A 19,708-nucleotide genomic window follows, 5' to 3' on the forward strand; every position below is an offset into this window, starting at 1 on the left:
CGCAGGGGCCGAGCGGGCGGCCGCCGCGGACGGACGAGAGAACCACCGCGGCGCCGGGGCCGCCGCGGATAGAGACTGCCTGTTATACACATCTGGATGTGTAGAAGAGGCAGCTACCAAGGTGTCGACGCCTGCTCCGCCGCCAACGACACTGCCCAGGCCAACGGTGGAAGCGTCGAAACGTGCGAAGTCGACGAGTCGGACGTGCAGGTCAGCGTGCGCGTCGGCCGGGCCGTGCAGAAGGCGCGCGCCGGTCCGGTCTAGCGTTGCGAGTGCCGTCTCGTCGTGAGCATCTCAGTGCGTGTGTGGTCTGTGCGCCAGTTAGACGGACGCGAGTTTTTGATTGACTAGTGCGTTGAGAGAAATTCCCTCTGTTTTAGCGGCGATAACCAACCGCCGATGCAGCGACGGAGACGTGCGCACATTGAACTTCCCCGAATAGTTACGACTGCCCAATGGCACGGGAACCGCCTCGCCGGAGGCCTCCATGTCTTCGACAACCTCAGTCACAAGATCAATCAAACCGCGCTCGGCCTGGTGCCGATCTGCATCCAGCCAAGACAATGAGGGGAACTCAGCCACGGTCGCCACGTACTCCTGATCTTCTTCCGACCAGGAGACTTGATAGGTGTACTTATTGATGTCCATGCTGGCTACTCCGATTCACTCTTCTGCGTGCCTAGTTTCTCAATTGCTTCGAGAACCTGGTTCACTTGATATGGCTTGGCCTTGCCCTTCGCATTTTGAATATTGACACGAGGGTCACCCGGCCACGGGGTCTTGTAGGTTTGATCATCGATTATTTTATGAGGAAAAGCATATATCGGCGCGGGTAAGAAGCCCTTGAACTAATTTAGGTTTTGGTTCGCAATATTTGTCCCAGACGGCGCGATCCACAATTCTTCATTATTCCCGACATTCCTTGATGGACACGTACCCTTCCCGTTCGTCCCCGGGAAGGCATAGTGGCTGCTTTCCGAAATTCTCTCTTCGCTCATTGATGGAAAAAACAAATTGCGAAAACCGGGGAATGATCTGCGTCGATGGGAATGAATCTCTCAAGGCGTACGTGATATCCCAGCCCGCGTCATACCATTGAAATCTATCGAATTGGTCTTTCCAGCGCGGGCGCTGATGAAAGCTATCGGGTTTCTCGAGAAAATTATCCTGAAATTCCCTCGTCCACTCAAGGATTTCGTTTCCTAAAGCTGGCTTAATCCCTATCTCCTCAGGAAGATAGAACCCTAGGTTTTTAGGCTCAGAGATTACTAGTTCTTTAGACGGCCATAAAGAGCTTGGATGGCTATACTCTGGACGAAGCAGAATTTTTCGAGAGGACATAAACTACAGTATCCCAGCTTTACCGCCAGAGAAGCGGAAGATCTGTGATACACCCTGCTCAATCTGGTCAGGCGCCGTTCTAACCAGTGAGCAGCACTCCAAGCGCCGCGAGCGCCGCCAGGACGCACGGCACAACCTCCGCCTTGCCGATGTCCTTGGCAGTCCACCGCTTTCCGCGACGCGCGCTCAGTGGGAAGTACACCGCGCGGGCCAGTGCCAACACCAGTACCGCGACCATCCACCAACCGAACCCAACAAGGAGGGCATATACGACCATCACCACGATTGCCACCACGTGGTAGCCGATACTGAACGCCAACATGGCGCTGCTGCCGCGGTCACGCACCATCGTCTTGACCAGCGGGACTGTCCCGGTGAAGTAGAGCGCCAAAAATGTTGTTGCCGCCATCGCCGGGCTGGACCAGCCAGTCGGTAACCCGGCTAGGTGCGCGATTACCGCGACCAGTAGTGCGGAGGCGACCGTCGTCGCCGCGCCACTGGCCAGCGAGCGCGGCCTGCGTTGCAGCGTTTCCCACACCGCGATCCAGACCAGCGGCGCGTAACGCCACGCCCACTCGAGCACCGACGGATCCTGCACGACCACGATCGTCACCGCGACCAGGGAGATCGCTCCGTAGGTGAGTACTGGCGGCATGTACTGGCGGCGACGCTCCACGGTGCGCGCCCGCGCTGCCTGTCCAAATGCGAAGAACGCGCAATATCCAATTAACCACGCAATCAACAACCACACGATCGCGGCCGGGAAGCGCTCTGCACCGAACGCGACGCCGAGGGTCCCCACAATGGCGGGGGTGAGCGCCATCGCCCACGCGCCGTGCTGGTTCGGGATCCACATGCGGAGTGTGCGTTTATCCATGCTCAGCAGTGTATCAATCAAAAAGACTACGATTAAGCTGAAAAATCAATAACCCCGGCGATTTACTCCTACTTTCGTAGTGCAGGGATCGTTCCGGGGCTTTCGAGGTAAAGGATAGCATTTCCGTTCGCTAGGGGCTGTGATGGGATTTGGTGCGTGCTGCAACAAGGTGTGCACCAAAATCCCGCTTTTCGGGATGGCGCCGTGGCGTTTCCCCAGGTCGCGACCCCTGCGCAAAGGGATTTGGTGTCACCCCAGCAGAACCGAGTGACAAAGGACGCAACCCACTTTTTGCGACCTGGGCTTTTGCCGGATTCGGCCGACCGGATTGCGTCCTTTGTCACTCGCTCCCCGATCTATGCACCAAATTCCCGGTTTTCCGCGTCCACGGACGACACCTTACTCAGGAGCGCCAACACCTTCAGCGCTGCCTGCTTGTCCAGTGGCTGGTTCCCGTTGCCGCACTTTGGCGACTGGATACAGGACGGGCAGCCGTGCTCGCACGGGCAGGACTCCACCGCGCCGTAGGTGGCGGTGATCCACGTGTGGAAGCGGGCGAAGCCTTCGTCGCTCATGCCGGCGCCGCCGGGGTGGCCGTCGTATACGAATACTGTGGGCAGCAGTGTGTCTTGGTGGAGGGCCGTCGATACGCCGCCGATGTCCCAGCGGTCGCACGTCGCGATGAGGGGCAGCAGCCCGATTGCTGCGTGCTCCGCCGCGTGTAGCGCGCCGGGCACTTCGCCCGCGCTGATGCCCAGGGAGTCCAGGACCAGCGGGTCGATCGTGTATGCGACCGCGCGGGTTTCCAGGTGTTGCGCGGGCAGGTCCAGTGGGATGTGTTCGCTGACCGAGCCGTCCGCCAGGCGGACAACGTAGCCGGTGACGCGGTCGGTGACCTCGACGTCCACGCTGGCCACCCACACGCCCTTCGCAAGCTGGCGGGTCTCGTGGGCCTCGCCCAGGATGCGGATGTCCGTCGTGGAGCGGGCGCGGGTGGTGTAGTCGGGTTGCGCGGGCTCCACGAGCGCAACGTAGTCGTCTAGGTTGAGTTCCTGCACCACGAAGTGCTCGCCCTGGTGTACGTACACGGCGCCTTCGTGGACCTGGGTGAGTGCGCGGGCGGCATCGACGGTGCCCAGCAGGCGGCCGTCGCTGACGTCGACGATCATCACCTCGGCACCTGCGCCGCCGCGGATAGAGACGGTCACATCGGCGTCGGGCGCCGGGAACCAGCCGCGGGGACGCTTGCGCAGCAGGCCCTCCTCGCACATCTGCTCCACCACGTCGTGGGCGCCGAAATCGTCGACGTCCTTCGAGGTCAGCGGGCGCTCAAGTGCTGCGTGGTAGAGGTGGCCGCGCAGGATATACGGGTTCGACGGGTTGAACACGCTGCGCTCCACCGGGCGTCCCAGCAGCGCCTCGGGGTGGTGCACCAGGAAGGCATCCATCGGCTCGTCGCGGGCAACCAGCACCACCAGCGATCCCTGCCCGCGGCGCCCCCCCCTGTCTCTTATACCCCCACCTCCAGCAGGGGACAAGAGACAGGGCCCCGACGGCGCCACCCCCCATTCTTCATCTTTCCCGACATTCCTTGACGGGCACGCACCCTTCCCGCTCGTCCCCCGGGACGACGAGCGGAGATTGGTAAGACCGGTGGCCGAGGGGTGGGCGAGGAGCCATATGGCGTGCGCAGGGCGCCCGATGGGATGGGGGGCGGCGAGTAGGGCCTGTCGCTTATCCACATCTAGAGGTGTAAAAGGGCGAGTCCCCGGGTAGCCCGCCATCACCACGGCGTCGAGCCCGCCGACGTCGATACCTAGCTCGAGCGCGTTCGTCGTGGCCATGCCCAGGATCTCGCCCTCGTCCAGGGCGCGCTCCAGCGCGCGACGGTCTTCCGCCAGGTAGCCCGCCCGATACGCCGCGATCCGCCGCGCGAAATCCGGCCGCCCCGCAGCACTCAAGTCCTCCTGCGCGCGCATCGCCACAATCTCCGCCGCCGGCCGCGAGCGTACAAACGTCAAGGTCCGCGCCCCCTCACGCACCAACCACCCCATTATCGACGCCGCCTCCGTCGTCGCCGCGTACCTCACCGGGGCACCGTGCTCACCCTCCGCGCCCTCGATGAAACCCGGCTCCCACAACACCACGGTGCGCTCACCTGTCGGCGCCGTATCCACATCCACCTCCCGCACCGGCCTGCCGCACAGTAGCTCGGCGTGCTCCGCCGGGGCCGCCGACGTCGCCGACGCAAACACCAACGTCGGCTCCGAACCGTACGCGCGGGCGAGGCGAAGCAGGCGTCGAAAAACGAGGGACACATTGGCGCCGAACACCCCTCGATAGGTGTGCGACTCATCCACCACGATGAAGCGCAGGTGGCGCAACAGGCGCGCCCACCGCTCGTGCGAACCAAGGATGCTCGCGTGCAGCATGTCAGGATTCGTGAACACAAACCGCGACTGATCCCGAATCGCGCGCCGCGCATCAACCGGCGTATCCCCGTCATACGGCGCCGGCGTAATCCCAGGCAGATCCTTCGTCAAGGCAAGTGTCGCCTGCAACTGATCCGACCCCAACGCTTTCGTCGGCGTGATGTAGAGCGCACACGCCCGCTCGTCCGCCGCCAACGCAGACAGCACCGGCAGCTGATACCCCAACGACTTACCTGACGACGTCCCCGTCGCCACCACAACGTCCTCACCCCGCCAGGCCGCCTCGGCGCACTGCTGCTGATGGCGAAACAACCGCTGCACACCGCGCTCCTCCAGCGCGTGACGCAGCGCCGGATGCACCCACTCGGGCCACTCGCCGTACTCCGCCGGGCGCGCCGGAATCTCCTCCACGTGCGTGATCGTGGAGTGGGGGAACTGCTCGCGAAGCCCGCGAACGAGCTCGCCCCCAAAAGAACAAAAATCCTGCTTCATGACACAGCAAAGTATGCCAGTTTGTGGCACACTGGTTGGCAGTAACAAATTTTGTGCGCGCCTTCAACGGTGCTCGCGAGGGATTGTTTACGCGGGCGCCAGGACATCAGCCCTGGTGGACGGCTTCATTTATCCATCTTTTGAAAGGGAACACACCAATGGCTACAGGCATCGTGAAGTGGTTTAACGCAGAAAAGGGCTTCGGCTTCATCGCTCCCGACGACGGCTCCGCCGACGTCTTCGTCCACTACTCCGAGATCCAGGGCAGCGGCTTCCGCACCCTCGAGGAGAACCAGAAGGTCGAGTTCGAAATCGGCGAGGGCGCCAAGGGCCCACAGGCCCAGCAGGTCACCGCTCTCTAATCTATATAGGTGCATGCCCCGGCTTCGGCCGGGGTTTTTGCTTTGCGGGTGTTGCCCGCGCACCAAATTCCCTTACGCGAGGGTTGCGACCTGGGGAAACGTTGCCGGTTTCTCTCGAAAGAGGGAATTTGGTGTCAGGCTCGGGGCAGTAGACACCACATTCCTGCACTCAGCATCCGTGACCTGGGGAAACGCCGAGGGCCCTTGGTGAAAAGCGGGAATTTGGTGCACGTGGCCCATGATGCACCCCAGAATTCGGCGTTATACTTGCACGTATGAAACTTAGCGCACGTAATCAGATCAAGGGAACTATCACCGCTATCGAAGAAGGCGCAGTCAACGCGATTGTGCATATCGAGGTTGCAGGCGGTTTGACCATTACTTCCGATATCACCAAGGCGTCTGTTGAAAACCTTGGTCTCAAGGTAGGCCAGGAGGCATATGCCGTGATCAAGGCGTCCGATGTGATGGTGGGCGTCGAGTAGGACGTTTTGCTGAGCAAGCAGCCCCGGTTTCGGCCGGGGCGTTTGCATGCCTGCACCAAATTCCGGCAGGGTACGCGACCTGGGGAAACGTCGAGGGGCCTTGTTGAAAAGCGGGAATTTGGTGTCAGGCTTGGGGTAGTAGACACCAAATTCCTACACTCAGCATCCGTGGCCTGGGGAAACGCTGAGGCCCCAGTGCAAAACAAGGAATTTGGTGCGCAGCGCAGGGCAGGGTAGGGCAGCAGGGCAAGGCAGCAGGCGCACAGCCAAGACCTACACGGCGGAGACGCCGCGCCGGACGTCGAAAAGTTCGAAGATGTAGGACTGAATGCGCTGCATGATCCAGCCAACGAGGGCGCCGAGGGCGATGCCGACGATCATGCCGAGGAGGGGGAAGTCGGAAAGGAGGGAGCCGCCGGCGTAGCCGAGGCCGACGGAGAGGCAAGCCCAGATGATGACGCCGATGGTGTCGTAGAGGAAGAAGGCGAACCAGTTGTAGCGCACGCTGCCCAGCACGATCGTGGCAACCCAGCGTGCCCAGGGTAGGAACCTGGCGACGAGGACGGTGATGCCGGCGCCGCGGTTCATGTTGCGGCGCACCCAGTCGATGGCTTGGCCGGCTTTGGAGTTGGGGTCGAGGCGGTCGACGACGTGGATGAGGCGTCCGCCGAGGAGGAAGCAGATGTTGTCGCCGATGATGCCGCCGATGATGGCGGCGGCGATGATGCCCCACGCGTTGGGGACGCCTTGGGATGCGGAGAAGGCGCCGGAGAGGTTGAGGACGGTTTCGGAGGGGATGAGGGGGATGAGTGCGTCGCCGAGGATGAGGAGTATGACGAGTGGGTAGAAGAGGGGTGTGCCCATCAGGGTGTGGAGGAAGCCGATGAGGGAGTCGATCATCTGGGGTTTTACCTCCTTGGGTGCCCGATGGTGCTCATGGGGGTTCAGTGTAGTTGGTGGGGGTGAAAACGAGGAGTTGTAGGGTTGCTATTCATATTGTCTGATACAACTTATGTGAGTTAACGAACATAGTTCTTGAAGTGAGGTGTCACGAAGCGTGGCTGAAGACGGCAAGACCCTCGTCATCGTGGAGTCCGCGACGAAGGCGAAGAAGATCCAGAAGTATCTGGGGAGCGACTACATTGTGGAAGCTTCCGTGGGGCACATTCGTGATCTTCCGGGCCGCGCTGCTGACATCCCTGCGAAGTACAAGAAGGAACCGTGGGCGAAGTTGGGTGTGAATCCGGAGTCTGGGTTTGCACCTATATATGTTGTCAGTCCTGACAAGAAGAAGAAGGTCGCTGACCTGAAGGCGAAGTTGAAGCAGGCGGACAGGCTGCTGCTGGCGACAGACCCGGACCGTGAGGGTGAGGCGATCGCGTGGCACTTGCTTGAGACGTTGAAGCCGAAGGTGCCGGTGGAGCGCATGGTGTTCAACGAGATTACGGAGTCGGCGATTCGGGAGGCTGCGGAGAATACCCGTGAGCTGGATATGGATCTTGTCGACGCCCAGGAGACCCGTCGCATCCTGGACCGGTTGTATGGCTACGAGGTCTCTCCGGTGTTGTGGAAGAAGGTCATGCCGAGGTTGTCGGCGGGTCGTGTGCAGTCGGTGGCGACGCGCGTGATTGTGGAGCGTGAGCGTGAGCGCATGGCGTTTATCCCGGCGGAGTACTGGGATGTGACCGCGACGTACGGCGGGGGCACCGCGTTTGATGCGAAGCTTGTAGCGATTAACGGTTCGCGGATTGCGCAGGGGAAGGACTTTGATGATCGCGGTCGGCTGAAGGGGTCGGCTGAGGGGATTGTGGTCGTCGATAAGCAGGTGGCGGAGGAGCTTGCTGGGGCGCTGAAGGGCACCTCGATGACGGTGAGCAGCGTGGAGGAAAAGCCGTACAGCCGCAAGCCGTACGCACCCTTTATGACGTCCACCCTGCAGCAGGAGGCCGGGCGGAAGTTGCGGTTTACGTCGGCGCGAACGATGCGTATTGCGCAGCGCCTGTACGAGAACGGCCACATTACCTATATGCGTACGGATTCGACGTCGCTGTCGCAGCAGGGCCTGTCGGCGGCGCGGGCTGCGGCGACGGAGCTCTACGGCGCGGAGTACGTGGCGGACAAGCCGCGTATCTATGACCGGAAGGTGAAGAACTCGCAGGAGGCGCACGAGGCGATCCGCCCTGCTGGTGAGCGGTTTGCTACGCCGGGGCAGTTGTCGAAGGTGCTTGATGCGGAGGAGTTCAAGCTTTACGAGCTGATTTGGCAGCGCACGGTGGCGTCCCAGATGGAGAACGCCCGCGGAAACTCCACGAAGGTGACCGTTGCGGGTGACTTCGATACCGAGTTTGCTGCGACCGGACGCACGATTACGTTCCCGGGCTGGCTGCGTGCCTACTCGGATACGCGTGATAGCGAGACGCACCTGCCGCAGCTCACCGCGGGCGACGAGCTGCCGACCACCGCGATTTCGGCGGATGGGCACTCCACGAACCCGCCGGCGCGCTACACGGAGGCGAGCCTGGTGAAGAAGATGGAGGACCTTGGGATTGGGCGTCCGTCGACGTATGCGTCGATTATTAAGACGATCCAGGACCGCGGTTACGTGTTCTCCCGTGGCAACGCGCTGGTGCCCAGCTGGGTGGCGTTTTCCGTGGTGGGGCTGTTGGAGAACAACTTCGACGCCCTGGTGGATTACGACTTCACGTCCTCGATGGAGGACGAGCTCGACGAGATCGCGCACGGCAACGAGGACCGCACCCGCTGGTTGACCAGCTTCTACTTCGGCGACGCCGACGCCAGCGACAACACCGCCGAGGCGATCGCGCGCCGCGGTGGGCTCAAGCACATCATCGAGGACAACCTCGAGCGTATCGACGCCCGCCAGGTCAACTCCCTGAAACTCTTCGACGACGCGGAAGGCCGCGCCGTCAACGTGCGCGTGGGCCGCTACGGGCCGTACATGGAACGCCAGGTGGGTGTCACCGCCGACGGTGAGCCGGAGTACCAGCGCGCCAACATCCCTGAGGCGACCACACCTGACGAGGTCACCCTGGAACTGGCGGAGAAGCTGTTCGCCACCCCGCAGTCCGGCCGCGAGCTGGGCGTGAACCCAGCCAACGGGCGCATGGTAGTGGCCAAGGAGGGCCGCTTCGGCCCCTACGTCACCGAGAAACTCGGCGACGACGAGCTGGAGAAGGCGCAAGCCCACGCCGAGGAAGTCATCGCCGAGGAGCGCGCCGCCGAGGACAAGCAGCGCGCCGAAGAGGGCAAGCGGAAGAAGAACTGGGACACCAAGACGGCCGCGAAGCAGAAAGAAAAACGCATGACCGAGCTCGTCGAGGAGCAGCTCAAGCCCGCGACGGCGTCCCTGTTCCAGTCGATGGACCCGGCCTCGGTCACGCTTGAGCAGGCGCTGCAGCTGCTGAGCCTGCCGCGCGAGGTGGGCGTCGACGATGGGGAAGTGATCACGGCGCAGAACGGACGCTACGGCCCGTACCTGAAGAAGGGCTCCGACTCGCGCTCCCTGGCCAGCGAGGAGCAGATCTTCAGCATCACGCTGGAGGAGGCGCGCCGCATCTACTCGGAGCCGAAGCGCCGTGGTCGCGGGGCTGCGAAGGCGCCGTTGAAGTTGCTCGGGGACAACGACGTCTCCGGCAAGCCGATGTCCATTAAGGACGGCCGCTTCGGCCCGTACGTCACCGACGGCACCACGAACGCGTCTCTCCAGCGCGGCGATACCCCGGAGACCATGACGGACGAGCGCGCGAACGAGCTGCTGTCCGCGCGCCGGGCCCGCGAGGCAGAGAACCCGAAGCCAGCCAAGAAGGCCGCGCGCAAGACCACGCGGAAGAAGGCAACGAAGAAGACGACGCGCAAGAAGGCGACGAAGAAGGCCGCGAAGCGCTCGTAAGCGGGGCGGCTAGTAGCGGTCCGCCAGAGTGGAGCGCACCGGGCGGGCCAGCTGCGTCATGCGGTTGCGCCCGCGCAGCTCCACGGACTTCATGAGCGTCCAGCGCTGCTGCTCGACCTCGTTGGCGGCGCGCAGGGTTGCGGCGTTGGTGAGCACGCAGCCCGGGGTGTCCTTGGCCAGCTCGGTGAGGCGGGCGGCGGCGTTGACGGCGTCGCCGATCACGGTGTATTCGAAGCGGTCGGAGCCGCCGATGTGGCCGGCGACCACGTGCCCGGAGGCCACCCCGATGCCTGCCTGCAGTTCCAGGCCCGCCAGTTCGCGGCGGAGTTCGCGGGCGGCCTGGAGGGCGTGGGAGGCGGCGTCGTGGATGGAGACGGGCGCACCGAACACGGCCAGCGCGGCGTCGCCCTGGAACTTGTTGATCACGCCCTTGTTGCGGTGCACCACCTCAACGACGATCTCGAAGAAGTTGTTCAGCGCGGCCACGACCTGCTCCGGGGTGTGGTTGACGGCGAAGGTGGTGGAGCCGATCACGTCGATGAATACGACGGCCACGCGGCGGTCCTCCCCGCCGAGCTCCGGCTTCTCCTCGAGCGCCTTCTGGGCGACCTCGGTGCCGACGTAGCGGCCGAAGATGTCTCGGACGCGCTGGCGCTCGTTGAGGCCGCGCATCATCTCGTTGAACCCGGCTTGTAGTACGCCGATTTCGGAGCCGTCGTAAATGTCGACCTGGGTGTTACGCTCCCCGCGGCGCACCTTATTGATGGCTTCCTGCAGCTCCTTGATGGGGTCCACCACGCTCATGATGGCGAACGCAGTGCCGATGAAGCCGGTGGCCAGTGCGGTGAGCGTCAGCGCGAGCACGGCAGGCATGAGCTCGCCGGGGCGGTTGTAGAAGAAGCCGTGGCGCTGCGCGAAGAACAGGGCGAGCACTCCGAACATTGGCACGGCGGAGGTGGTGAACCACGTCAGGTATAGGCGGTGCTTGATCGGCGGCTCCAGGGTGGAGTCCTCGAAGCGCCGCGCGAGTGCCGACGCCGCCACCGGCCGCACCAGGCGCTCTGCCTGCAGATATGTCATCACGGCAGTGACGAAGCACGCCAGCGACGTAGACCCTAAGGTCACGATTGCCAGCTGGTGGTCGATGCGCCAGGCGGCCACAGTGATGATCATGATGCCGATGGCCCACACCCCGACCACGATCACGGTCTGCAGCACCGGGATGCGCATGACCAGGTTGCGCACCATGTTTGGGTCGTGGTCATCGGGACTGAGCTGCCACTCCAGCACCGGCCGGAACAGGAAGAAGGTGACCACGATGCCCACGAAGATGGCAAAGCAGAAGTAGGCCGCGCCGAGGAAGCCGAGGCTTTCGTCGTGAATGTTGAGTTGCTGCACCTCCCGCATGGGGATGAGGAAGCGCACGAACAGCATGATCAGCACGGCGCCGAGCACGTTGGTTCCGAGCACAGTTGCGGCGTAGAGGGGCCACGAGGTGCCCCACAGCCATTTGAAACTGCGCCAGAATCGTTCCATGCTGTAACACTTTAGCGGGTTTTCGCCCTGCTGTACGCTTGGGGCTTGTGCCTACCGTGAGTCAATTACTTGCCGACGCCCCCTCCGTCCAGCAGGTCATCATGAACGCTGCCGCGGCCGCCCGGGGGATCGGCGATGCCCGCGCGATGACGCACTCCTGGCTGTTCACGGGGCCTCCCGGTTCGGGGCGTTCCAACGCGGCGCTCGCGTTCGCGGCTGCGCTGGTGTGCACGGACCCTGACGAGATCGGCTGCGGGCGCTGCAAAGGCTGCCGCGACGCGCTGTCCTCCCAGCACACCGACGTCATGCACGTGGTACCCAAGGAACTTACGATCAAGGTGAAGGAGACCCGCGAGTACATCGCGCAGGCCGCCCGTATGCCGACGGTCGCACCCTGGCGCGTCCTCATCATCGAGAACGCCGACCGCCTCGGCCAGGACGCCTCCGACGCGCTGCTGAAAACGGTGGAGGAGCCCCCGGCCCACACCGTCATTATTCTGTGCGCGCCGTCCACGGACCCGGAAGACTTCTCCCAGACGCTGCGCTCCCGCTGCCGCCACCTTTATATCCCCGCGTCCTCCGAGGACGAGGTGGTGCGCATCCTCATGCAGGAGGAGGGCGCCACAGAGTCCGACGCTCGGCTTGCCGCCGCCACCACGCTGCGCCACGTGGGCCGCGCGCGCCGGATGGTCAACGACAAATCCGTGCAGATCCGCCGCGCCCAAGCCATCAACCTCGCCGAGCTGGTCTTCCACGGCGCCCAGGCCTTCCAGACCGTTGCCTCTCTGGTGAAGGCCACGGAGAAGACCGCCGTCGAGGACTATGCCGAGGAGGACGCCGAGGAGCGTGCCAAGCTCGAACAGGCCCTCGGCGTTGGCGCGAAGGGCAGGGGAGCGGCGAAGGCGCTGCGCGGGGCGTCCGCTTCCGTCAAGGCGCTCGAGGCGAGCCAGAAAGCGCGTGGCACCCGCCGCAAGCGCGACGTCTTCGACCTCATCCTCGTGGACCTCGCCGGCATTTACCGCGACGCCCTCGCCGTCCAGTCCGACGCCCAAGTCTCACTGACCCACCCCGACTTCCAGCCGCTGGCCGCCGAACTCGCAGAGAAAGTCCGCCCCGAAGGGCTGGTGGCGTGCCTCGACGCCATCGCCCAATGCCGACTGCGCCTCCAGCAGCAGGTGAGCCCCGTCGTAGCGTTCAACGGGATGCTCGGCCACATCCGCCTCGCCTGTGAAGCCCGCTGACCTGGCAGTTTCGTAGATTCTTGGCGGTGCTGTAATATTGTGCAGCGTTGCCACCTTAGCTCAGTCGGCAGAGCGTCTCACTCGTAATGAGAAGGTCGCGAGTTCGATTCTCGCAGGTGGCTCAATGAAAACCCCAGCTAGAACACGGTTTTAGCTGGGGTTTTGTTATGTGCGGGTGTCAAAGTCCATCGTCCCCGTACCAGCGCGTGATGACCACTTCGACGACTTGGTAAAACGTTGCGAGAAAGCGCAGAAAGCCTGAGCCGGGACCAAAATAGTTCGTGGAACCGGGAACCATTTCGTAGCCGAACCGGTCAGCGGTAGCAGTGCCCTACTACGAAATCTTAACGTGACTTATATTCATAGGTATAGGGCACATTTAGCGTGCTTTCCGGTGTGTGGTAGGTCTCGCCCAATTATCGACGCCCTCTTCGCTCACTCCCTGTTTCCACCACTGCAGATGCCAGTCTGGTGAGAAAAATAAACGCACCCCCGCCCGTACGGAAAATGCGAATACGCGGGGTGTTTTTCTGGTTTCATGGACGTTCGCGGTGGGGGTGCTGTGAAACCTATATCGACATTCGTTGTACCTATTCACTAGAATAGACGCCTATCTACTGCTGGAAATACCATGTCAGTGGCACTTTTGCACCAGATTCAGGAAGCTGGTTGTTTTTGTCAGTATTTTCTGAAGCAATTATGAGGAGTAAATTAATGGCCGAATCATCTCGGCGTTTACGTAAGTCAACGTCTACTGGCATCGCGGCAACTTCCGCGATCGCGCTCGCGCTTGGCGGCCTGAGCGTCGTCGCCCCTGGCCCGCTGATGCCGCACGCTGTAGCCGCCACCATGTCCGGCGGTATCCGCGAGAAGTCCGGCGCGGTGGAGAAGGACGCCCAGAAGGCCTCCGACCTGTCGGCCGGCTCGTGTGTTATCGAAAGTGTCGAGCCGGATGGCAGTCAGGCTGGTTTCAGCTGGAACACCCTGGAACCAAGCGGGAGCAGCCCCTCGAAAACCCGGTGGGGCTTGAGTGTCTCCTTCGATAACTCGAAGGACCGCACGTTCGCTGATTGGAGCTTTACCAATTCAGGGCTGTTGGGGGCAGTTCTCGATACTGGACAGGTTCCCTCTATGGGAGCCGGTCAGACCTTTCTTGGTAACAATGTCACTGACAAGGCTGACGAAAACCTCGCTATTACCGCTTCTAGGCAACAACGAAACCTGAACCTCACTGCGAAATTGACCGACGCGAAAGTCAAGCAGTTCGCTGAGGCCACTGCCGCGAACCCGGTACGTTATGCGTGGCAGAGTAACTACACGAAGGACAATCCTAATGGCCCCAAGGCCACCCAGGGTTCAAGTGCAACTTTCACGGCTGTCGTAAACCCCTGGCCGAGCGAGAACATCGAATGTAACCCGATCACGGTGTCGTGGGAGGATTTCGGACAGCACGTCATCGTCCCTGGTGATGAAACCAAGGTCGGTAAGATTAACATTCCGGATGTGGCCAACGGTGGCACGGATGACTCCATGGGCCGCATGGTCGTGGAGGCCTACGACGGCAACGGCAAGTTCATCGGCACCACGGACCCAGCGTCGTCCGGTGGTAAGCAGCTCCTGCGTATCGACGAAGCGACCGGAGAGATCTACTTCACCTGGCCTGAGTACCGTGGAACCGACCTGGCAACTGACAAGAACGTGAATTTCTCCGTTCTGGCAAAGCCGCGTAGCGTGGACCAGCTCCAGGCCGCTGGTGAGAACAACAATGAGTTTGGCACCACTCAAGTCTTCGACAGCTCCAATTCGCTGACCCGTTACAACAAGGCGAACGTCATCGACTCCAAGGCCTTCTCCTTGGATGACACGGAGTACCACTCTCCGAAGTACGACAAAACGGATGCTTCGATCATCTCCGGCGTTGATAGCGCGACCGGTCCGCTGGCTACCGAGCCGCAGAAGGTCACCTTCACCCAGACCCCTGACCTGATTAAGGACCTGGCGAAGAAGAAGGGTGAAAAGGGGTACGAGGCCAAGGTCGAGCTTGACGAGAAGTACATTTTCGACGGCTGGACCGTCGAGATGGACGACGACTACAACGTCACCGTCACCGCTCCGGAGAACCCGAAGCCGGGTAGCTTTGCGCAGCCAAAAATCACTGTCGAGTACTCGAACGGCTCCACAGACGTACTCCAACTCATGGTGGTCGTTGACCCGAACAACACCCAGGTCACCGACCTGGTACGCCCAGGCCTGACCAAGGGCAAAATCGGTGAGGATCTTACCGCTCAGGTGGGCACCAAGTCCATCATGAAGGGCCACAAGCCAGTCCACCCGGCCAAGTTTGAGATCGACCAATCCACTGTTCCTGAGGGCTGGACTGTTACCGTCGATGAGACAGGCAAGGTCACCGCAAAGGCGGATGACTCTGTTGCACCGGGGACCGTCATCACCCCGAAGGTCAAAGCGACCTACCCAGACCAGACCACGGATGAGATCGAGACTCAGTTCCAGGCGATCGTGGACATCAAGATCCCGACCTACGACACGGTGACAGGTCAGCCAAATGCGAGCGTCAGCCTTACTCCTGAGATCCCAGAGCGCGGCCTGAGCGGTAACACGAACGACGAGGCCCCGACGCGCTACACCTTCGAGGACGGCACCAACCAGACCACCCTGACCAGCAAGGATGGCAAGACCTGGACCGTCTACGTTGACGAGAAGACTGGCGAGATCACGACCACGATTCCGAAGGGTGCGCAGGAAGGCGACATCCTGAACGTTCCGGTTAAGGCTCATTACAGCGATGAAGGCAAGCAGAAACCGCAGACGGTTGTCGGCACTGTCGTCGTCATCAAGGGAGACCTTGAGGCGAACTACAACGTTCAGGTCACTGCTCCGGGCCAGGAAGTGAAGCACCAGGTTGCGGACACGCCGGACGGCTCCAAGTTCTCCTTCGGAACCAAGAATGGCAAGCCGGTTCTTTCTCAGGAAGTCAACGGCTGGAAGTACACGGTCGACCCGAAGACCGGTGAAGTTTCCTCCACCCCGCCGGCGGATGCCAAGCCAGGCGACAAGAACACCGTCACGGTAACGGTTAACGCCCCGGGTGGTTTGACGACTCAGACACCGGTTACCACCGTGGTGAAGCTGACCAACAACTGGGAGTCTGAGCCGGTTGTTCCGTCGCAGACGGTCTACCCGGGTGGTACGGCGACCTCGCCGATTGGCGTCGAGAAGCCTGCAGAGATCAACCTTCATCCGGACAAGCCGTTCACGATTGATCCGAAGGGCCTCGAGGCCACAGGTGAGAACAACGAGTTCGGTAACCCGACGTACAAGGTGAAGACGGCAAACGGCGACTGGATCGTCGGCCTGGATGACAAGGGCAACGTCGTCTCCACAGCTCCGGAGACCGCGAAGCCGGGTGACAAGATCGATGTTCCGATCATCGTGACCTACGAGGACGGCTCGAAGGACAACACCACTGCGACGGTCAACGTCATCGACGTTCCGAAGCGCGAGGTTCCGTTCAAGGTCGAGTACAAGTACGACGACTCCATCCCTGCCGGCACCTACAAGGTTGAGACCACGGGTGAGCCGGGCAAGGAAAAGATGACCAAGGACGGCGAATGGGAACGCACCCAAGAGCCGAAGAACGAGGTCGTCGTCATCGGCACCAAGCCTGCCGAGAGCGCCAAGGACGTGACCTGGAAGTTCCCGATCCCGTACCCGACTGAGGTTCGCGAGAACCCGGACCTCAAGCCTGGCGAGATGAAGACCGTCCAGGACGGCGAGAACGGCGAGAAGACCTACACCGCTAACTTCACCGCCAAGGGCTCTGAGGCTCAGGTTGCTGAGGAAGAGACCACCAAGGAACCGGTCACTCGCATCATCGAGGTCGGCCCGGGCATCCTTGATCAGGAGCTGACCAGCAAGAAGACCCAAGAGGTCCCGTTCGAGATCGAGTACGTCTACGACGACACCCTCGAGTCCGGCGAGCAAGTTGTCGACGAAGAGGGCGTCCCGGGTGAGCAGACGATCACCTCCACCCAGAAGATCAAGGACGGCAAGCCGGACGGCGAGCCGAGTATCAACATCGAGCAGACCAAGGCGCCGAAGAAGGCCAAGATCCGCATCGGCACCAAGACCACTGGTGAGAACACCGAGACTTACAAGGCTGAGGCGCCGTACAAGGTCGTCGTCAAGTACGACCCGAACATGCCTGCCGGTGAGTCCAAGGTGACCACCAAGGGTGAGCCGGGCGAGAAGACGGTGACGATCAAGCGTGACATCACCAACTCCAAGCCTGGCGATCCGCAGATCACTGAAGAGATCACCAAGAAGCCTGTCGACGAGGTCATCACTGTCGGCACCAAGCCGTCCGAGGCCTCCAAAAAGGTCACCTGGACTGCCCAGGTTCCGTTCGTCGTTGAGACCCGTCCGAACCCGGAGTTGAAGCCGGGTGAGATCAAGGTCGCCCAGAAGGGCGAGCCGGGCGAGAAGACCTACACCGCAGATTTTGCGGCCAAGGGCGACCAGGCAACGGTCACGCCGGAAGAGAAACAGACCAAGGCTCCGGTCAACGAGATCATCGAGTACGGCCCGGCGGCCGAGGACACCTCTGTGGTGACCAAGGTTGAAAAGCCGGTTCCGTTCGACACTGAGATTGTCTTCGACAACACCCTTAAGGAGGGTGAGCAGGTCGTCGATCAGCAGGGTGAACTTGGCACTGAGGTTGTCACCTCTACCCAGAAGATTGTCGACGGTAAGCCGTCCGGCGATCCGAAGGTGACCTCTGAGCAGACGAAGGCTCCGAAGAACGCGAAGATCCGTGTTGGCACCAAGACCACCGGTGAGACCAAAAAGACCGTTGAGTCTGAGGTTCCATTCGGTGTGAAGATCGAGTTCGACCCGAACCTGCCTGCCGGTACTTCCGAGGTTGTTACCGAGGGCAAGCCGGGTAAGAAGACCACCACGGTGACCCAGAAGGTCACTAACTCCCAGCCGGATGGCGAGGCCACCGTTGAGGAGAAGGTCACCGAGCAGCCTGTCGATCAGGTGATCAAGGTTGGCACCAAGCCAGCCGAGGCATCCGAAAAGGTCACCTGGACAGCACCGGTTCCGTTCGACGTTGAGACTCGTCCGAACCCGGAGCTGAAGCCGGGTGAGATCAAGGTCGTCCAGAGGGGCGTGCCGGGTGAGAAGACCTACACGGCCAACTTCACCGCCAAGGGTGACCAGGCGACTGTGACCCCTGAGGAGAAGCAGACCAAGGACCCGGTCAACGAGATCATCGAGTACGGTCCGGCTATCGAAGACGGCGAGCTGGTCACCAAGGTGAAGAAGCCAGTTCCGTTCGAGACCGAGATCGTCTACGACGACACCCTGGAATACGGCACGCAGAAGATTGACCAGCAGGGCGAGCTTGGTGAGGACGTTGAGACCTCCACGCAGAAGATCGTCGATGGCAAGCCGTCCGGCGATCCGAAGGTGACCACTGAGCGTACCAAGGAGCCGGTCAAGCAGATCATCCGCGTTGGCACGAAGAAGGCAACGACTCCGCCGACCGACGACCCGACCCCACCGGTCGAGCCGAAGGAAGTAGAGCTGCCGTACACCACGAAGATCATCTACGACGAGACGCTCGAGCCTGGTCAGGAAATCGTGGACCAGGAAGGTGCGAACGGCAAGGTTGAGGTGTCCGTCGAAAAGGGTCAGCCTTCCGTGAAGACGACCAAGGAGCCGGTCCAGCGCATCGTGCGTGTTGGCACCAAGCCACCCGCGGACGTCGAGTGGAACGAGCGGATCCCGTTCGAAGTGAAGGTCAAGTTCGACCCAACCATTGAGGCTGGCAAGCACAAGGTTGAGCAGGAAGGCAAGCCAGGCCTGGTTCACCACAAGTCCGACGGCACCGAAGAAACGCTCGTTGAGAAGCAGGACCACGTCATCCTCATCGGCACCAAGAAGCCGGGCGACGATCCGGAGAACCCGGATCAGCCTGAGCAGCCGACGCCTGGTGGCGAGCTGGACATCAAGGTCCGCTACACCACCCGGATTGTCTACGACCCGAGCCTGAAGCCAGGCGAGGAAGTCGAAGACGTTGCGGGTAAGGACGGCCGCTACACCATCAAGGTTGTCGACGGCAGCCCCGTCGCCGAGATGGTGGAGAAGCCAGTTGAGCGCGTTGTTCGCGTTGGCACCAAGCCACCGGCGGGCACCAGCTGGACTGAGGAGGTCGCCTACGACTACGAGGTCGTTGAGGACCCGAACCTCGAATCGGGCAAGCACGAGGTTGTGCAGCCGGGTAAGCCTGGTCAGCGCATCCATAAGGAAGACGGCAGTGTCGTCGAGGTGGCTCCGCAGAAGCTGATCATCAAGGTCGGCACGAAGAAGAGCCCAACCGACCCGACCGATCCGTCGAAGCCAACCGAGCCTTCGACGCCTGCTGAGCCAGGTGCCAACGGTTCCTCCGAGAAGGCGAAGCGCTGCGCTGCGAACGCGTTCGCGGTCAACAGTCCGCTGCTGTGGCTGCTGCCAATCGGTCTGCTTGCTGGTATCGGCTACGGCGTGAACGAAGCGTTCGGTCCGCAGCTGCAGCAGGCTGGTGCTGAGCTGAACGCCCGTTTCCAGGAGTCCATGCCAAAGCATGACTGGGGCCACGGTCAGCAGGGTCGCCGTCACGAAGACCCGGAGTGGGTCCGTGAGTTGCGTGCGAAGGCAGACGCCGTGAACCGTCAGTTCGCTGGCTACGGCGAGCAGCTGCGCCCGCTGGGTATCGCGCTTGGCGCGATTGCCGCGGTCAGCATGCTGGGTGTTCTGATCGCCCAGGCCTGTGAGGAGGACGGGTTCAATAACGGCTTGACCATCCTCGGCTCGTCGAAGGGCGACACGCCTGCCGACAAGGCCAAGGCTGGTTCTTCTGAGCAGAAGTAAACCGCGCAGAGTCGAATGAAAGGCGCCACCCACACCGGGTGGCGCCTTTTGGCGTTCCGGACACTGAAAGGGTTCGCTCAGCGTTCACCCAAAATTGCG

General features: G+C 61.8%; 11 protein-coding genes, 1 tRNA gene and 1 pseudogene. 7 read left to right on the forward strand and 6 right to left on the reverse strand.

The window, feature by feature from the left end; translation table 11 throughout:
• The first annotated feature begins 96 nt into the window (after nucleotides 1-96).
• A complete protein-coding gene (locus BQ4436_RS12100) occupies nucleotides 97-264 on the forward strand; it encodes a hypothetical protein (protein WP_176754775.1) in 168 nt (55 codons plus the stop codon).
• A 57-nt stretch (nucleotides 265-321) separates the two neighbouring features.
• Here BQ4436_RS12100 and BQ4436_RS00770 read toward each other — a convergent pair whose 3' ends face one another.
• The 4 genes and pseudogenes from BQ4436_RS00770 to BQ4436_RS12370 form a co-directional block, all read right to left on the reverse strand.
• Entirely contained in the window at nucleotides 322-648 is a 327-nt protein-coding gene (locus BQ4436_RS00770; RefSeq protein ID WP_070975172.1) for a type II toxin-antitoxin system HicB family antitoxin, read from the reverse strand.
• 5 nt (nucleotides 649-653) lie between these two features.
• A pseudogene (locus BQ4436_RS12365) lies at nucleotides 654-791 on the reverse strand (toxin HicA); the annotation flags it as partial.
• A 629-nt stretch (nucleotides 792-1,420) separates the two neighbouring features.
• Nucleotides 1,421-2,218, reverse strand: coding sequence for a YwiC-like family protein (locus tag BQ4436_RS00775; RefSeq protein ID WP_070975173.1), 798 nt, complete (start codon nucleotides 2,216-2,218; stop codon nucleotides 1,421-1,423).
• 356 nt (nucleotides 2,219-2,574) lie between these two features.
• Nucleotides 2,575-5,142, reverse strand: a complete 2,568-nt coding sequence (locus BQ4436_RS12370) for a DEAD/DEAH box helicase (RefSeq protein ID WP_255366074.1) — start codon at nucleotides 5,140-5,142, stop codon at nucleotides 2,575-2,577.
• A gap of 158 nt (nucleotides 5,143-5,300) precedes the next feature.
• Here BQ4436_RS12370 and BQ4436_RS00790 point away from each other — a divergent pair, with 158 nt between their 5' ends.
• Together BQ4436_RS00790 and BQ4436_RS00795 are read left to right on the forward strand one after the other, a co-directional pair.
• Nucleotides 5,301-5,504 (forward strand): cold-shock protein, encoded by a 204-nt coding sequence (locus BQ4436_RS00790; protein WP_070363240.1) that lies wholly within the window; start codon nucleotides 5,301-5,303, stop codon nucleotides 5,502-5,504.
• Nucleotides 5,505-5,779: 275 nt separating this feature from the next.
• Nucleotides 5,780-5,989 carry a TOBE domain-containing protein gene (locus BQ4436_RS00795; protein ID WP_070363239.1) on the forward strand — a complete coding sequence of 70 codons (210 nt, stop codon included), beginning with the start codon at nucleotides 5,780-5,782 and terminating at the stop codon, nucleotides 5,987-5,989.
• Nucleotides 5,990-6,262: 273 nt separating this feature from the next.
• Here the strand turns inward: BQ4436_RS00795 and BQ4436_RS00800 are convergent, their stop codons facing one another.
• Complete coding sequence (locus BQ4436_RS00800) at nucleotides 6,263-6,889, reverse strand: DedA family protein (protein WP_070477320.1); 627 nt, start codon at nucleotides 6,887-6,889, stop codon at nucleotides 6,263-6,265.
• 157 nt (nucleotides 6,890-7,046) lie between these two features.
• Between BQ4436_RS00800 and topA the strand changes: the two genes are divergently transcribed.
• A complete protein-coding gene (topA, locus tag BQ4436_RS00805; RefSeq protein WP_070975174.1) occupies nucleotides 7,047-9,899 on the forward strand; it encodes a type I DNA topoisomerase in 2,853 nt (950 codons plus the stop codon).
• A 9-nt stretch (nucleotides 9,900-9,908) separates the two neighbouring features.
• Here the strand turns inward: topA and BQ4436_RS00810 are convergent, their stop codons facing one another.
• Entirely contained in the window at nucleotides 9,909-11,435 is a 1,527-nt protein-coding gene (locus tag BQ4436_RS00810) for an adenylate/guanylate cyclase domain-containing protein (protein WP_070975175.1), read from the reverse strand.
• Nucleotides 11,436-11,482: 47 nt separating this feature from the next.
• On the opposite strand from BQ4436_RS00810, the gene BQ4436_RS00815 reads away from it, so the two are divergent.
• The 3 genes from BQ4436_RS00815 (at nucleotide 11,483) to BQ4436_RS00825 (ending at nucleotide 19,609) form a co-directional block, all read left to right on the forward strand.
• Nucleotides 11,483-12,676 (forward strand): DNA polymerase III subunit delta', encoded by a 1,194-nt coding sequence (locus BQ4436_RS00815; RefSeq protein ID WP_255366075.1) that lies wholly within the window; start codon nucleotides 11,483-11,485, stop codon nucleotides 12,674-12,676.
• A 49-nt stretch (nucleotides 12,677-12,725) separates the two neighbouring features.
• A tRNA-Thr gene (locus tag BQ4436_RS00820) sits at nucleotides 12,726-12,798 on the forward strand.
• 592 nt (nucleotides 12,799-13,390) lie between these two features.
• The gene (locus tag BQ4436_RS00825; protein ID WP_083329366.1) at nucleotides 13,391-19,609 is read left to right on the forward strand and encodes a G5 domain-containing protein; all 6,219 of its coding nucleotides are present in this window, start codon (nucleotides 13,391-13,393) and stop codon (nucleotides 19,607-19,609) included.
• Nucleotides 19,610-19,708: the final 99 nt, after the last annotated feature.

It is taken from the genome of Corynebacterium sp. MC3, from assembly GCF_900099485.1.
GTDB lineage: Bacteria > Actinomycetota > Actinomycetes > Mycobacteriales > Mycobacteriaceae > Corynebacterium > Corynebacterium pseudogenitalium.